This window comes from Brevundimonas sp. GW821-FHT09G01 (assembly GCF_059416065.1).
Window position 1 is genome coordinate 121,114 of the sequence record NZ_JBWKOL010000001.1, and the last position, 13,628, is coordinate 134,741.

General features: G+C 68.3%; 16 protein-coding genes and 1 tRNA gene. 6 read left to right on the forward strand and 11 right to left on the reverse strand.

Annotation, left to right across the window (positions count from 1 at the left end; translation table 11 throughout):
• The first annotated feature begins 26 nt into the window (after window positions 1-26).
• The 3 genes from AC07NB_RS00640 (at window position 27) to AC07NB_RS00650 (ending at window position 2,710) form a co-directional block, all read left to right on the forward strand.
• Window positions 27-1,700, forward strand: coding sequence for a lysine--tRNA ligase (locus AC07NB_RS00640; RefSeq protein WP_494571717.1), 1,674 nt, complete (start codon window positions 27-29; stop codon window positions 1,698-1,700).
• Window positions 1,701-1,771: 71 nt separating this feature from the next.
• Window positions 1,772-2,149 carry a hypothetical protein gene (locus AC07NB_RS00645; RefSeq protein WP_291832300.1) on the forward strand — a complete coding sequence of 126 codons (378 nt, stop codon included), beginning with the start codon at window positions 1,772-1,774 and terminating at the stop codon, window positions 2,147-2,149.
• Window positions 2,150-2,227: 78 nt separating this feature from the next.
• Window positions 2,228-2,710, forward strand: coding sequence for an SH3 domain-containing protein (locus AC07NB_RS00650; protein ID WP_291832301.1), 483 nt, complete (start codon window positions 2,228-2,230; stop codon window positions 2,708-2,710).
• A 103-nt stretch (window positions 2,711-2,813) separates the two neighbouring features.
• On the opposite strand, the gene AC07NB_RS00655 is transcribed toward AC07NB_RS00650, so the two are convergent.
• The 8 genes from AC07NB_RS00655 to AC07NB_RS00690 all read right to left on the reverse strand — a co-directional run bounded on the left by AC07NB_RS00655 (window position 2,814) and on the right by AC07NB_RS00690 (window position 7,824).
• Window positions 2,814-3,449: a S24 family peptidase gene (locus AC07NB_RS00655; RefSeq protein WP_291832314.1), complete on the reverse strand. Its 636-nt coding sequence runs from the start codon at window positions 3,447-3,449 to the stop codon at window positions 2,814-2,816.
• A 122-nt stretch (window positions 3,450-3,571) separates the two neighbouring features.
• Window positions 3,572-3,838, reverse strand: a complete 267-nt coding sequence (locus AC07NB_RS00660; RefSeq protein WP_291832302.1) for a hypothetical protein — start codon at window positions 3,836-3,838, stop codon at window positions 3,572-3,574.
• Between the two features lie 19 nt (window positions 3,839-3,857).
• Entirely contained in the window at window positions 3,858-4,286 is a 429-nt protein-coding gene (locus AC07NB_RS00665) for a hypothetical protein (RefSeq protein ID WP_291832303.1), read from the reverse strand.
• Between the two features lie 88 nt (window positions 4,287-4,374).
• Window positions 4,375-4,716, reverse strand: a complete 342-nt coding sequence (locus AC07NB_RS00670; protein ID WP_291832304.1) for a hypothetical protein — start codon at window positions 4,714-4,716, stop codon at window positions 4,375-4,377.
• Between the two features lie 37 nt (window positions 4,717-4,753).
• Complete coding sequence (locus tag AC07NB_RS00675) at window positions 4,754-5,182, reverse strand: hypothetical protein (protein ID WP_291832306.1); 429 nt, start codon at window positions 5,180-5,182, stop codon at window positions 4,754-4,756.
• 65 nt (window positions 5,183-5,247) lie between these two features.
• Window positions 5,248-5,646, reverse strand: coding sequence for a PaaI family thioesterase (locus AC07NB_RS00680; RefSeq protein ID WP_492832909.1), 399 nt, complete (start codon window positions 5,644-5,646; stop codon window positions 5,248-5,250).
• A complete protein-coding gene (locus AC07NB_RS00685) occupies window positions 5,643-6,119 on the reverse strand; it encodes a PaaI family thioesterase (RefSeq protein ID WP_494571718.1) in 477 nt (158 codons plus the stop codon). The genes AC07NB_RS00680 and AC07NB_RS00685 overlap by 4 nt, the downstream gene beginning before the upstream one ends.
• Window positions 6,120-6,192: 73 nt before the next feature.
• The gene (locus AC07NB_RS00690) at window positions 6,193-7,824 is read right to left on the reverse strand and encodes a response regulator (RefSeq protein ID WP_492313497.1); all 1,632 of its coding nucleotides are present in this window, start codon (window positions 7,822-7,824) and stop codon (window positions 6,193-6,195) included.
• Between the two features lie 190 nt (window positions 7,825-8,014).
• On the opposite strand from AC07NB_RS00690, the gene queC reads away from it, so the two are divergent.
• The 3 genes from queC to AC07NB_RS00705 are packed head-to-tail and all read left to right on the forward strand — an operon-like array spanning window position 8,015 to window position 9,743.
• Window positions 8,015-8,743 (forward strand): 7-cyano-7-deazaguanine synthase QueC, encoded by a 729-nt coding sequence (queC, locus tag AC07NB_RS00695; RefSeq protein ID WP_291840847.1) that lies wholly within the window; start codon window positions 8,015-8,017, stop codon window positions 8,741-8,743.
• Window positions 8,740-9,375 (forward strand): 7-carboxy-7-deazaguanine synthase, encoded by a 636-nt coding sequence (gene queE / locus AC07NB_RS00700; RefSeq protein ID WP_291840850.1) that lies wholly within the window; start codon window positions 8,740-8,742, stop codon window positions 9,373-9,375. The genes queC and queE overlap by 4 nt, the downstream gene beginning before the upstream one ends.
• Entirely contained in the window at window positions 9,375-9,743 is a 369-nt protein-coding gene (locus AC07NB_RS00705; protein ID WP_291840853.1) for a 6-pyruvoyl trahydropterin synthase family protein, read from the forward strand. Before queE ends, AC07NB_RS00705 begins: the two co-directional genes overlap by 1 nt.
• An 11-nt stretch (window positions 9,744-9,754) precedes the next feature.
• On the opposite strand, the gene AC07NB_RS00710 is transcribed toward AC07NB_RS00705, so the two are convergent.
• The 3 genes from AC07NB_RS00710 to AC07NB_RS00720 all read right to left on the reverse strand — a co-directional run bounded on the left by AC07NB_RS00710 (window position 9,755) and on the right by AC07NB_RS00720 (window position 13,450).
• Complete coding sequence (locus AC07NB_RS00710; RefSeq protein WP_494571719.1) at window positions 9,755-10,012, reverse strand: hypothetical protein; 258 nt, start codon at window positions 10,010-10,012, stop codon at window positions 9,755-9,757.
• A gap of 83 nt (window positions 10,013-10,095) precedes the next feature.
• Window positions 10,096-10,172 (reverse strand) — tRNA-Val (locus tag AC07NB_RS00715).
• A 101-nt stretch (window positions 10,173-10,273) separates the two neighbouring features.
• Window positions 10,274-13,450, reverse strand: coding sequence for an autotransporter outer membrane beta-barrel domain-containing protein (locus AC07NB_RS00720; RefSeq protein ID WP_494571720.1), 3,177 nt, complete (start codon window positions 13,448-13,450; stop codon window positions 10,274-10,276).
• Between the last annotated feature and the right edge of the window lie 178 nt (window positions 13,451-13,628).

A 13,628-nucleotide genomic window follows, 5' to 3' on the forward strand; every position in this document is an offset into this window, starting at 1 on the left:
GCCCGTGAGGCGGCAAAGCCCGTACCATGCTGCAGAACATCGAACTCCTCGCGCGCGACGCCAAGTCGTGGCCGTTTGAACAGGCCCGCAATCTTCTGAACCACGTTCTGAAGAAGCGGCTGTCCGACGCCGAGCGCGACGCGGCCAAGCTGCTGATCGACGCCGGCAAGGCGGACGAGGCGCTGGCGACGTTCGAGGCGCTGCAGCGGCCGGTGATCCTGGAGACCGGCTACGGCCCGTCGGGCCTGCCGCACATGGGCACCTTCGGCGAGGTGGCGCGCACGACCATGGTGCGCAACGCCTTCCGCGCCCTGACCGGCGACCACTGGCAAACGCGGCTGATCGCCTTCAGCGACGACATGGACGGCCTGCGCAAGGTGCCCGAGGGCATTCCGAACCCCGAGATGCTGGCCGAAGACCTGCACAAGCCGCTGACGGTGGTGCGCGACCCGTTCGGCACGCACGACAGCTTCGGCGCGCACAACAACGCCCGCCTGCGCGCCTTCCTGGACAGCTTCGGCTTCGAGTACGAGTTCCTGTCCTCGACCGAGCAGTATCGGTCAGGCCGGTTCGATGAGGTGCTGCTGCGCCTGCTGGAGCGGTTCGACGCCGTGCAGGCCATCATGCTGCCGACGCTGGGCGAGGAACGCCGCGCCACCTATTCGCCCTTCCTGCCGATCAGCCCGATCACCGGCCATGTGCTGCAGGTCCCGACGCTGGAGCGGAACGTCGAGAAGGGGACCATCGTCTTCGATGACCCCGCCGGCGGGCGCACCGAGGTCCCGGTCACCGGCGGCCATGTGAAGCTGCAGTGGAAGCCCGACTGGGCCATGCGCTGGACCGCGCTGGACGTCGATTACGAGATGTCGGGCAAGGACCTGATCGAGAGCGTGCGCGAGAGCTCCAAGGTCTGCCGCGCCCTGGGCGGCGTGCCGCCCGAGGGCTTCAACTACGAGCTCTTCCTCGACATCGAAGGCAAGAAGATCTCCAAGTCCAAGGGCAACGGCCTGACCATGGACGAGTGGCTGCGTTACGGCACGCCCGAGAGCCTGAGCTGGTACATGTTCCAGTCGCCGAAGTCGGCCAAGTCGCTGCACTTCAACGTCATTCCGCGCGCTATCGACGACTATCTGAGCTTCATCGACCAGTTCCAGGCGCAGGAGCCGGCCAAGCGGATCGACAACGCCGTCTGGTCGATCCACGCTGGGAACCCGCCCAAGGTCGCCAGCCCGGTGTCGTTCAGCCTGCTGCTGAACCTGGTCGGCGTGGCCAACGCCTCGTCCAAGGACCAGCTCTGGGCCTATTTCGCCAAGTATCTGCCGGAGGCGACGCCCTCCAGCGAGCCCACGCTCGACCGGCTGATGGGCCATGCGCTGAACTACTACGAGGACTTCGTGAAGCCGACGAAGTCCTATCGCCTGCCGACCGAGCAGGAGAAGACGGCGCTGCTGGACCTGGCGGAACGGCTGAAGGCCCTGCCGGCCGACACGACCGACGGCGAGACGATCCAGAACGAGGTCTATGCGGTGGGCAAGGCGCACGCCTTCGAGCCGCTGCGCGCGTGGTTCGGGGCGCTGTACGAAGTCCTGCTCGGCGCCTCGCAGGGGCCGCGCTTCGGCTCGTTCGCCGCCATCTATGGCCTGCCGCAGACCATTGCGCTGATCGAGGCGGGCGCGAACGGGGCCCTGACCAAGGAATAGTCCCTATCGCGCCATCCGGGAGTCCTTAAGGGGGCGGCCCGTAACGGTGGTCGGGTCACGGGAGCCCGACCTTGCGCCACCGGTTCTACGCCGCCGAGCAAATACTGCATCTGGACCTGAACAGCGGCGTCACCGCCGCGCGGGCGCTGGAGCAGGTGATTCCGGTGCTCGAGGCCCATCCGGAACTGTGGAGCTGGGACTGGATCGTCGATACCCGGGTGGTGCCGACGGACGCCTCCGTTGACCAGATCGCCCGGCTGGCGGAGATGTTCCAGAGACCCGCGCGGTCGGCGATCACGGCCTTCGCCACCGACGATCGCTTCCTGCACCTGTGGGCGCGGGTCATGGATTTCCAGTTCCCCGGCCGCCAGCATCTGGTCGTGTCAAGCGCCGGCGCCGCCGTACAGCTGATCGGCCGTCGCCGCGCAACGAAGATGAACCGAATATAACGGCAACGCTGTGGGAGCCTTCAGGTTGGTTGGGGCATTCTAGCCTTCATCGACCAACTCGATGACAGGAGCAGAGCCATGTCGAACAAGACCTTCACCGCCGCTATCGCCGCCGCCGCCATGCTGGGCGGTCTGGGCCCGATGGCCCTCCCCACCGTCGCCGTCGCCCAGCAGGCGAACGGCGTCACCAACTGCGACGCCCCGGGCGGCCGCCAGCGCGCCGGCGCCCTGATCGGCGCCGTGGTCGGCGGTCTGGCCGGCAGCCAGATCTCCAGCAACGAACGCGCCCTGGGCGCCGTGGGCGGCGCCGCCGCCGGTGCGGCGGCTGGCTCGTACATCGGCTGCAACCAGCAGCGCGCCCGCGCTGACGCCAACGCCAGCAGCGGCGCCCAGTACCGCGCCTCGTCCAACCTGCGCATCCGCTCGGGTCCGGGCACCGGCTACCGTCAGGTCGGCACCCTGTCGGCCGGCCAGCCCTTCACGGCGACCGGCTCGGAAGGCGAATGGGTTCAGATCGCCGGCGGCGGCTGGGTGAACGCCCGCTACGTCACCGCCTACTAAAAGCGTCACCTTCCCTGATGACGATGAGGGCCGCTCCGAAAGGGGCGGCTCTTTTCGTTTGCGCGCTATCGCTCGCCGCGCGGCGGCTCGCGGCTTGAGCGCGTTATTGGCTGACCCAGAGGATGCGGCCCATCCACACGATGTCGGCGCGGGGAACGGCGCGCGGCGGATAGGCCGGATTGACCGAGGACAGGGTCACCGCCTTGGCGGTCAGGGAGGACACCTCCTTGGCCAGGGTCTCGCCGCCGACGGTGCGGACCACGACACGGTCGCCGCGGCGGACGTCGGACGCCTCGCGGTCCACGATCACCCGATCACCCTCGCGATACAGCGGAGCCATGGAATCGCCGTTGATGCGCAGGCTCAGCAGGCTGTCGGACGGGCGCGGCAGCTCGGTCTGCTCCCAGCCTTCGCCAATGGGCAGGCCCGCATCGTCGAAGAAGCCGTCCTGACCCGCCTGGGCCATGCCCAGCAGGGGGATGGTGGCCAGGCGCTCCGGCGCGTCATGGGCCAGGGTCGCGAAGTCGCCGAGCGACACGCCTGTGACCTCCAGGATGCGGGTCAGGCTTTCGGTCGAGGGCCAGCGCGGGCGGGGCGGCTCGCCCGGGCCGAAGCGCTTGGACGGGTTGAAGCTGGTGGCGTCCAGGCCCGCGCGCCGCGCCAGCGCGGACGCGCTCAACCCCTCGCGCCGGGCGAGGCGGTCGATGGCGGTCCATATCTGGTTGTGAGAGAGGGGCAGGGCGGACCTCGGTGATTCGAGGCTAGGAATATCCGCCTATGCGACGCCGAGGTCAACGCCGGTCGGCGATGATCACCGGTCCGGCCCGGGAGTTTCCGGGCCGGGCGCCGAGAGCCGCCGCTTCAGCCGTTCACGCCCAGTTCGGGCAGCAGGCCCAGCACGATGTGGCGCATGTTGGTGCTCGCAGGGGCCATGGCCTTGAGGAAGGCCATGGTCCGGCCCGCCGCGCCGTCGAAGACGAACTCGGTGTCCTCGAACGTGCAGTTGACGAACCCGGGCGGTTGGCCGCCCTGGAAGGTCAGGCGCGCGTTGCTGAACTGGCAGTTGATGTAGGTGTTGCCGTCGAGCGTCTGCGCGCCGGTCAGGGTCTGATCACGGATTTCGGCCATGGGGAGGGGTTCCGGAGGGTTATTCCAGCCCGGCCGCCCGCCGCTCCTGCCAGGCCCAGAAGGTCCCGACAGCGATGGAGACGAGCACGCCGGCGCTGGCGATATTGATGACCGCGAAGAAGGCGGTCAGGGACGGTCGCAGATCGACCAGGGTCAGAAGGTGGCTCATGACGATCAGCGACTGCAGCGCGCAGGCCCAGACGGGCCAGGCCCGGCGGCTCTTCCAGGCGAGGCCGACGCAGACCGCCAGGAAGACGGCGTCGATGGCCATCAGACCCCATTGGGTGCCGTACAGCGCCCCCTTGTCCTGGACGAGCTGGGACGCGAACAGGCCGAGCATATAGGCGCCCGCGCCGACGCGTTCGGGCTCGTCGCCCTTCAGGAACGCAAACGCCGTCACCAACACCGCGATTGCGAAGCCGATCTGCGATGCGAGGGTGTCAAACATGAAATCGCCCCCATGCCGAACGGCATGAGGGCGACTTTGCATCGAGTCTGCACAAACCGGAATGACCGGCGGCGGACATTACGCCGAATTAAACCGCGCGGAGGCGACCGACCGGCTTCTGCTCCGGACCGGTTTCAGCCGGTTTGTCCAGAATGCCGATGGCGTAGGTGCCCCAACCGAGGCGGCGGTGGTCCTTGGCGAGCTCTTCGTGGCTAGCCACGATGGCCGAACGCGCGGCGCCGAGGGCGGCGATCGCTTCCATGGCCTTGGACTGAGCCTCGGCGGCGGCCACCGGGGACAGGCTGAGGGCGGTGCGAGCACCGATCATCGCTTGGACGAGAGTGGTCGCCTTGGCGATGGCGGCATCGACCGCCTGTTCGGTCGCATTCAGATCGCCGGCGACGCTGGCGATAACTTCAGCCCTATCCATAAAACCCTCCGAAACAAAAAACACAGTAACCGGGATATTAACACGGAGCGGCGGTATTCGGTAGTACTTTGTTGTCCTTGTTTGTCAGGGGTTTGTTTACTTCTGATCGGGCCAGCGGCGTGCCGCCGGTATCGCCGTCCTTGCCGGGGCCGCCGCCGATCGGAGGCTGGTCGCCCGGCTTGTCCAGCGGGCCGATCGCGAGCGTGTCCAGCCCGAGCTTGCGGGCCAGGGCGGCGAGGGCCGTGTGGGTCTGGATGAGGTGGGAGCGCGCTTCCGCGAGGGCGCTGATGCTGGCCGCGGCGCCGTCGAAGACGCGCTGACCGGTCACCGCTGAAAGATAGGCCTCGGCCCGGGCGGACGGCAGAGCCGCCGCCAGGAAGGCGGTTTCCGTAAGCGCCTGATCGATCGCGGTTTCAGCCGCATAGAGGCGGACAGCAAGGGCTTCGCCGATGGATTGTCTGGACATGATTGATTCTCTCCGTGACCGCATGTCACGAGGGCGAATCAATCATAAGATGTTAACCATGACAACTAAAGGTCGTGTTGCGCCACCAGAAAGTGTGCGCTCAGCGAGGCGATGGGCTGGGTCTCGTCGTCCTGCCAGGCTTCGGCCTGGACGTGGGCCACCCGGCGGCCCGCCTTGCTGATGCGGGCGCGGGCGTGGACGTCCTGGGGGCGTCCCGAGCGCAGGTAGGTGACGCTGACGTTGATCGGCCGGGGCAGTTCGAGGCGGGGATACAGCACCGCGACCTGGGCCACGGCGGTCAGTTCCAGCATCGCGGCGGTCGATCCACCATGCAGGGCGGGCAGGACGGGGTTGCCGATCAGCTTGTCCGCGAAGGGCATGGTGACGGTCAGCAGGTCGCCGTCGCGCAGCGTGAGCAGGCCGAGGAAGCGGGCGTAGGGCAGAGTGGTCAGCAGGTCGCTCATGCGCCGGTCTCCCGCCGCGGCTTGAGATTGGCTCCGGCCCCGCGGGCGTCGCCGGCGGTCAGGATGTAGGCCGATTGCGCCGCCGCCACGGGATCCTCGGGATCGTCCTCGAAGGCCCAGGCGCGGACGAAGGCGATGGATCGGGTCAGGCGGAAGCAGCGGGCCTCGGCGATCAGGCCGGTGCGCGCCCGGGCCGCGCGCATGTAGTCGACGCGCAGGTCGAGGGTGGCGATCGGCTCGAACCGGTTCAGGGCGACCCAAACCGCCATGCCGCCGGCATGGTCCAGCAGGGCGGTGACCAGGCCTCCGGACAGAACCTCGGTGTGCGGATCGCCGACCAGGTCTTCGCGCCACGGCGCCTTGAGGCGGACCCGGTCGCCGACAACGCCGTCATAGGCGAAGCCGAGCGCATGGGTGTGGGCGGACGCCGAGGCGAGCTGCGGCAGGATGGCGGCGAGGGGCGAAGCGGACATGATCCAGCTATCTGCGGCTTCGGCGGTCGAGCGCAAGCGCGGTGCGTGGACTTGGTGCGTTCAGGCCGCCGGATCAGGCGACCGAGCGGGCTCCGGCGGCGGGGGCGGCCCCGGCCATGGCGATCTCGGCCGCCTGTTCCAGCGCGGCGTTCATGGCCATGCGCAGGCGTTCCGGCTTGATCGGCTTTTCGACCACGGCGGCCATGCCGATGGAGAGGTAGCGGCGCGCGTCCTCCGGGTCGGCGTTGGCGGTCAGGGCCACGATCGGGATCTGGCTGACGGGGCCGTCGAGCGCGCGGATGGCCTGGGTCGCCTGGACGCCGTCCATGCGCGGCATCTTGATGTCCATCAGCACCAGGTCGAACCGGCGCTCCTGCACGGCCTCGACCGCCTCGACGCCGTCCTCGGCGGTCTCGGAGGTGCAGCCGAACATCTCGCACAGGGCCTGGGCGACGACGCGGTTGGTGGCGTTGTCGTCGACGATCAGCACGTGCGGGCTGTCCTGCAGGTCCAGATCGGTGAGGTTTTCGACGTTCGAGGTCCGCGCGGTCTCCAGCTCGGCCCGTTCGACGTTCAGGTCGAAGGCGAAGGTGGCGCCGCGGCCCGGATTGTTCTCGGCCCAGATGCGGCCGTCCATGCGGTCGACGATCTGGCGGCAGATCGACAGGCCCAGACCGGCGCCGTCGGGGCCGGAGCCGTGCACGAAGGGTTCGAAGATCAGGTCCACGCGGTCGGCGTCCACGCCCGGACCGTCGTCGCGCACGCGGGCTTCCATGTGGATGCGGTCGCCCTGCGCCGTCGCCTTCAGCCCGGCCTCGACGACGCCGTTGCGGGCGAATTTCAGGGCGTTGCCGATCAGGTTGTTGAACACCTGTTTCATGCGCATGGCGTCGATGACGGCGGCCAGCTCGGTGTCGCCCTCGTAGCTGACCATCAGGGTGACGTTGTCCTGCGAGGCGCGCGGCGCCCACATGGCCTCTACGTCGTCCATCAGGGCCCGCAGCGGGGTGGCCTCGGCGTTCAGTTCCAGCTCGCCGGCCTCGGCGCGCGACAGGTCCAGCGCATCCTGGAGGATGCGCAGCAGGGTCTCGGACGATTCCACGATGGTGGAGACGTGGGCCTGGGCCTGGGCGTTCAGCGGTTGACGGCGCAGCAGCTCGGCCACGGCCAGGACGCCGTTCATCGGCGTGCGCAGTTCGTGGCTCATGATGGCCAGGAACTGGCTCTTGGCGCGGGCGGACATCAGCGCCTGGGTCTTGGTGTCGGTCAGGATGCGGGCCTGGTCGGCCAGCTCCAGGTTCACCTCGCGCTGGCGGTCGTTCACCGCCTGCAGCAGGGAGACCGCGGTGCCGACGCCGTGGTAACGGCCGTTGCGGGTGACGATGAAGCCGCGCATCAGCGCGCCGGGGCCGCCCTTCAGCAGGGTGTCGCAGAAGGCGTCGATGCTGACGCCGGCCTCGACCACGGCGGGCTCGGGATCCATCACGTGGATGACCGGCCGCTTGGCGTACAGGGCATGGCCGAAGGCACCGGCGATCTTCAGCAGGAAGGCGTTGCGCTCGATCAGGCCGACGGGGCGATCGCCCTCGACGACGGGAATGACCAGGGTGTCCGGTTCGCGCTCAAAGCGCGCGAAGACGTCGCTGCCCGGCGTCTGAGGCCCGATGGCTTCTGCGCGTTCGGTAAGGGTTTCGATTGTCGGCATACTGGCCGGCACTCCACTGCGACCGGTGGACAATGCAGCGGAACCGTTTTCGGAAGGGTTAAGATGGAACCTGCCGTCTTATCGCCTTTTTTGCCCCGCCGCCGGGGCTGGTGTAGAAGGCCCGTCCGCCGAATTCAGGCCCCATCCCCTTGTCCATGCGCGCGGCCGACCGGCCGACCGCAGGTTTGTCATGAGCGAATTGTCCCAAGACGCTGAAAAGCACGCCGAAAAGTCTGCCCTTGTTCTCTTCTCCGGGGGGCAGGACAGCGCCACCTGCCTGGCCTGGGCGCTGGAGCGGTTCGACCGGGTCGAGACGGTGGGCTTCGACTACGGCCAGCGGCACGCGGTGGAGATGGATGCGCGCCTGAACGTGCGCGACGGCATGATCAAAGTGCTGCCGCAGTGGGCTGACCGGCTGGGCCCCGACCACGTCGTCGACCTGACGGGCTACGGCAAGATCGCCGAAAGCGCCCTGACCGCCGAGCGGGCCATCGAGATGGACGCGCGCGGCCTGCCGACCACCTTCGTGCCGGGCCGCAACCTGGTCTTTCTGACCTGCGCGGCGGCTCTGGCGGACCGGCGCGGGCTGGAGGTGCTGGTCGGCGGCATGTGCGAGACCGACTTCTCGGGCTATCCCGACTGCCGCCGCGACACCATCGAGGCGATGGCGCGGGCGCTCAGCCTGGGGCTGGACAAGCCGGTGGTGATCGACACCCCGCTGATGGCCCTGACCAAGGCGGAGACCTGGGCCTTGGCCGACCGGATCGGCGGCGCGGCGCTGGTCGAGCTGATCGTCGAAGCCTCGCACACCTGCTACCGCGGCGACCGCGAGCATAGGCATGACTGGGGCTACGGCTGCGGCGACTGTCCGGCCTGCGAACTGCGCGGCGCGGGCTACCAGGCGTGGATCGCGTCGTGACCTACGCGGCCAAGGAAATCTTCCTGACGGTGCAGGGAGAGGGCGGCCAGGCCGGCCGCCCGGCGGTCTTCCTGCGCTTCGCCGGCTGCAATCTGTGGAATGGGCTGGAGCGCGACCGCGCGGCGGCCGTCTGCACCTTCTGCGACACCGACTTCGTGGGGACGGACGGCGACGGCGGAGGCAAGTTCGCCACGGCCGACCTGCTGGCCGATCATGTCGCGTCGATGTGGCGGGGCCGCGAGGGGGATCCCCGGCTGGTCGTCTGCACAGGCGGCGAGCCCCTGCTGCAGTTGGACGCCCCCCTGATCGAGGCCCTGCATGCGCGCGGCTTCGAGATCGCCATCGAGAGCAACGGCACCCTGGCGGCGCCCGCCGGGATCGACTGGATCTGCGTCAGCCCCAAGGCCGACGCGCCCGTGGTTCAGACCGCCGGCCAGGAGCTGAAACTGGTCTTCCCCCAGGCCAAGGCCATGCCCGACCGCTTCGAGGGGCTCGATTTCGAGCGCTTCTGGCTGCAGCCCATGGACGGCCCCGACCAGGCCGCCAACACGGCGGCGGCCATCGAATACTGCCTGACGCACCCCAAATGGCGGCTCAGCGTCCAGACCCACAAATACATCGGCGTCCGCTAATGCCCGTCTTCGAGATCACCAAACAGGCCACCTTCGACGCGGCCCATCACTTCCCCAACGAACCCGAGGGCAGCATCTATCGTCGCGTCCACGGCCATTCGTTCACGGTCGAGGCCACGGTCCGCTCAGAGGTGCTGGACGCCGAACACGGCTGGGTCGCGGACCTGGGCGCCCTGGACCGCGCCCTGAAGGCCGCCGCCGAGAAGCTGGATCACGGCATGCTCAACGAGCATGAGGGGCTGGAATTGCCGTCGCTGGAGAACCTGTGCCTGTGGTTCGTCGGCCAGCTGAAGCCGGACTGGCCGGGCCTGTGCCGCATCCAGGTGGCGCGCCCGACCATCAACGAGCGGTGCGTCCTGAGCCTGTAGAGAAGCCCGCCCTAGCAGGTCTTGCCCTGCTGCTGGCGGCGCTCGCAGCGGCGCTGTTCGCGTTCCCACTGGCGCTGTTCGCGCTCGCGCCTGGCCCGGGATTCCTCATCCGAGGTGGTGACGGCGTCCACGCCCGCGCCGACCACGGAGGCCCCGGCGCCGACGACCGCCGCACCCGCGCCGACGGCGGCCCCGACCAGACAGCCCTGCAGCATCAGCGCGCCCGTCAGGACGGCGGACAGGGCGGCGGCGCGTTTGACGATCTTCATGGCGATTCTCCCGACCCGTCAGGGTTAACCCGCGATTGGTGAATACACTCTGACGCAGAGTACGGCTTGAAAAGCGGCGGGAGTGGTGGGCGGCGAGGGGTTCGAACCCCCGACCCCCTCGGTGTAAACGAGGTGCTCTGACCAGCTGAGCTAGCCGCCCGGTCGCGCGAAGCGAGGTGGGCCTTCTAGGCCGGACCGCGGAAAAGAAAAAGGCCCGCCGGTGATACCGGCGGGCCTTTTGTCGTGTGTCGTCTACCGATCCTAGAACCGGAAGCTGGCCCGCAGGAACAGCATGTAGCGCACGTAGTTGTCGAGCATTTCGGCGTCGGCGCTGACCGACAGCATGCCCAGTTCGTTGCCGACGTTCAGGCGGAAGCCGACGATCGGGCCGCCGCCCTCGATGGTGTCCGGCGACAGGCGGAAGTCCGGACCGCCCGAGCGGAAGCGGGCGATGGTCTCGCCCGGATCGACCGAGATGTTCTGACGCCAGCCGAGACGCAGTTCCGGCTTCAGCCAGCTGTTCTGGCCCATCGACATGGCGACGTTGATCGCGGCGGTGGCCGAGAACAGGTGGCCGTCGCGGTCGTCGATCTCGAGATCGAAGCCGTCGCCGCCGCCGCTTTCGACGTGGCCGTCCTCGCTGAGCGAGAAGTACTCGGCGTAGACTTCCGGACGGATGCTGAAGCGGCCGAAGCTGCGCTCATAGGAAGCGCCGCCGGCGGCGGACAGCGTCAGGCCGTTCCAGTCGGAGGTGTTGGTCAGGTTCAGGCCGGCGCCGACGAAGCGGCGCTCGGACTCGAAGGTCGCGTAGCCGGCGGCCGCGCGGGCCCAGGTCGTCCAGTACTGGCCCTGGGCGCGCCAGTAGAGGCCCAGCTCCAGCAGGTTGGCCGACAGGACTTCCTCGGCCTCGGACTCGGGGTCCTCGAGGTCCGACGAGGTGAAGGCGACCGACAGGCCGACCGCGCCGAGACCCGTGCCGCGCTCGACGCCGCCGGCGACGCCGAAGCCTTCCGAGCGGAAGCCGTAGGAGTCGGTCTTTTCCTTGTCGGCGTAGAAGTTGATCTCCTGCACCCAGGCGCTGGTTTCGCCCGGCGCGGCCGAGGCGTTGCGGCCGGTCAGGGCCCGGGTCACGGCGTCCACGCCCGAGGCCAGGGACACCAGCGGGCCGCCCGAGTGATCCGGCAGCAGCTGTTCGTACAGGTTGATGAAGTCGTCGCGCGACAGCTGGGCCAGGAAGGCGTTGCGCATGTCGGTGTCACGGCTCAGCGAGCTGTAGAAGGCGTCGTACATGGACGCCTCGACCGAGATCAGGCCCGCTTCCTGCGTCGTGCGCTGTCGGGCGTCGGCGTAGATGGTGTTGGTGGCCGAATTGATGCCGCCTTCGACCACATACAGGTAGGGCGCGTTTTCCTGCAGCGAGCCCAGATTGACCCCGCCGGCGTTCAGCGAACCGGCGGTGATCAGGTTGAACCGGGTGGGCGCGGCCAGCAGGGAGTTGAAGCGCACGCCCAGCTGCGAGCCGGCGCTCAGGGTCGCGCCTCCGGTCACGTTGAGGCCGCCGTTGGAGCTGGCCTGCGGATCGACCGTGAGGACCAGCTTGCCTTCCGTGCCGACGTTCAGGCTCGAAATCGTCTGGGTGTTGGTCTGGGTGGTTTCCAGGACGCCCTTGGAGACCGAGATCGCCAGATTGCCGTCGGTGTCCGAAATGGCGCCGCGCACGTCGGCGCCGCCGGACACCAGCAGGCTGTCTGCGCCGGCTCCGAAGGACATGTCGCCCCGGACGATGCCGTTTCGGATGTCCATGACGTCCGCGCCCGAGCCGAACCGGATGTCCCCGTAGATCTGGGGTTCCTTGCTGTTCGGAACGCCGTCGCCGTCCGTATCCGGATCCGCGCTCGTCGGCGTGCTGAGGGTCCCGTTCTGGACCAGGGTCACGCCGGTGGTGTTGGCGGAGACGTCGATAGCCACGCGTTGGCCGGTCACCGTGTCGCCGGCGTTGATCGGCGAGATATTGGTCTGCACCTGGCCGGTGTTGGTGATCGAGGTCAGCGTGCCGCTGAGGTCGCGCACGCCGTAGGTGTTCACGGTCGCGCCGCCGGCGGTCGACAGGATGGTGCCGCTGTTGTTGAAGACCGGCACGTTCGCGCCGACGTCGATCAGGACGCTGGTGCCGGTGGCGGCCACCTTGCTGGAAACGCCCGAGGTGATCGTCCCGCTGTTGAAGAGCATCGGGGTCTGGGCGCCGGCCTGGAAGTGCACGGCCGTGGCGTTGGCGTCGAAGGCCAGCGCGGATATGGCGGATTCGTTGCGGACGCCGCCGTTGATGGTGACCGTCTGGCCGGCGTTGCCGCCGATGCTCAGCGCCGTGGCCGTAACGCCGTCATAGACGCCCTGGCCGGAAAGGCTGCCGCGGTTGATGAAACCATAGGCGTTGTCGCCCACGCCGGCGACGCCGAGCGTGATCGAGCTCGAGGCCGAACCGATCTGGACGGCGGCGGCCTTGCCGTAGCTGGTGACCGAGCCGGTGGTTTCCGAGGCGTCCGGAATCCCGTCGGCGTCATCGTCGTTGCTGGTCGGATCGGTATCGACCGGCGCCCGGTCGATCAGGACGCCGGCGGCGACGTTGCCGGCGATAAGCACCGCCGGGCCGCCTTGCAGCAGGTCGTCCGCGTCGAGTTTCCCGACGAACGCATCGGAGCCTCGCGTCGTGTACCGGTAACCGGAGGCGGCGATGCTGCCCTGCAGGCTGACGCGGCCGCCGACATCTCCGCCGATGGACACCGCCGAGGAGTTCGCGCCGGTGGCCGAGACGTTGCCCAGCAGATTGACCGCGCCGCTGATGTTTCCGGTGGTGCGCACCGCAACCGAGTTGTCGCCGGTTATGGTGACGCTGCCGAAGCTTTGCAGCTTTCCGATCAGGTTGGACTCGATCGAGATGCCGTAGGAGTTGTTGCCTTCGACCGAGACGACGCCGCCCGAATTCACCAGCAGGTCGCCCGTGACCGGCGCGCCGGCCGCGTAGCGAATGCCGAAACGGTTGGTCCCGGTCGCCCAAGGACCGTCAAGGTCGCCGTCGGAATCGGTGTCCGGATAGTCGTTGATCGAATCCGTGAGGACGATCTGGCCGCTGACCGTGACGTTGGAGGTGACGCCGGGGCCGACGAGAACGCCCGTCGAGCCGTCGGCGGAGTTCCCCATGTTGACCCCGCCGCCGGTGGCGACCAGGAAATTGTGGTTCGAATCGATCGTCACGGCCGTGCCGGTGGTGACGTTGATCGCCCCGCCCGAGGCGATCTCGATGTTGTCGGCGGTCGTGCCTGTCGCGGTCGAGGTCCGGATCGGCGTGGTCCGCGCGGTGTTGATCACCACGTTGGCCATGGCCTCCGAAGCCACCAGCAGGGGAGCGATCGCCACCGCGGTCGCGAGTAGAATACGCATTCGAGAGAAACCCCTGTGGACGACACGCCAGAGACGCCAGCGATCCTCTAACAGGGACCGTGCCAGCCTGCCTCAAGTTTCTCGAATTTGAGGCGAATGCAAGGCCGAAGCCTCGACGGCGCTCCGCTTTGGAAGCGGGGCTATTGCTATTTCTGAGATCAAAGTGATATCACTTTTA

Excerpts from the sequence above, each read along its gene's own strand:
- AC07NB_RS00650 (WP_291832301.1), top strand. The coding sequence starts at position 2,228 with ATGTCGAACAAGACCTTCACCGCCGCTATCGCCGCCGCCGCCATGCTG.
- AC07NB_RS00690 (WP_492313497.1), bottom strand. The coding sequence starts at position 7,824 with ATGCCGACAATCGAAACCCTTACCGAACGCGCAGAAGCCATCGGGCCT.
- AC07NB_RS00660 (WP_291832302.1), bottom strand. The coding sequence starts at position 3,838 with ATGGCCGAAATCCGTGATCAGACCCTGACCGGCGCGCAGACGCTCGAC.
- AC07NB_RS00670 (WP_291832304.1), bottom strand. The coding sequence starts at position 4,716 with ATGGATAGGGCTGAAGTTATCGCCAGCGTCGCCGGCGATCTGAATGCG.
- AC07NB_RS00675 (WP_291832306.1), bottom strand. The coding sequence starts at position 5,182 with ATGTCCAGACAATCCATCGGCGAAGCCCTTGCTGTCCGCCTCTATGCG.
- AC07NB_RS00680 (WP_492832909.1), bottom strand. The coding sequence starts at position 5,646 with ATGAGCGACCTGCTGACCACTCTGCCCTACGCCCGCTTCCTCGGCCTG.
- AC07NB_RS00705 (WP_291840853.1), top strand. The coding sequence starts at position 9,375 with ATGCCCGTCTTCGAGATCACCAAACAGGCCACCTTCGACGCGGCCCAT.
- queC (WP_291840847.1), top strand. The coding sequence starts at position 8,015 with ATGAGCGAATTGTCCCAAGACGCTGAAAAGCACGCCGAAAAGTCTGCC.
- AC07NB_RS00685 (WP_494571718.1), bottom strand. The coding sequence starts at position 6,119 with ATGTCCGCTTCGCCCCTCGCCGCCATCCTGCCGCAGCTCGCCTCGGCG.
- AC07NB_RS00665 (WP_291832303.1), bottom strand. The coding sequence starts at position 4,286 with ATGTTTGACACCCTCGCATCGCAGATCGGCTTCGCAATCGCGGTGTTG.
- AC07NB_RS00710 (WP_494571719.1), bottom strand. The coding sequence starts at position 10,012 with ATGAAGATCGTCAAACGCGCCGCCGCCCTGTCCGCCGTCCTGACGGGC.
- AC07NB_RS00720 (WP_494571720.1), bottom strand. The coding sequence starts at position 13,450 with ATGCGTATTCTACTCGCGACCGCGGTGGCGATCGCTCCCCTGCTGGTG.
- AC07NB_RS00640 (WP_494571717.1), top strand. The coding sequence starts at position 27 with ATGCTGCAGAACATCGAACTCCTCGCGCGCGACGCCAAGTCGTGGCCG.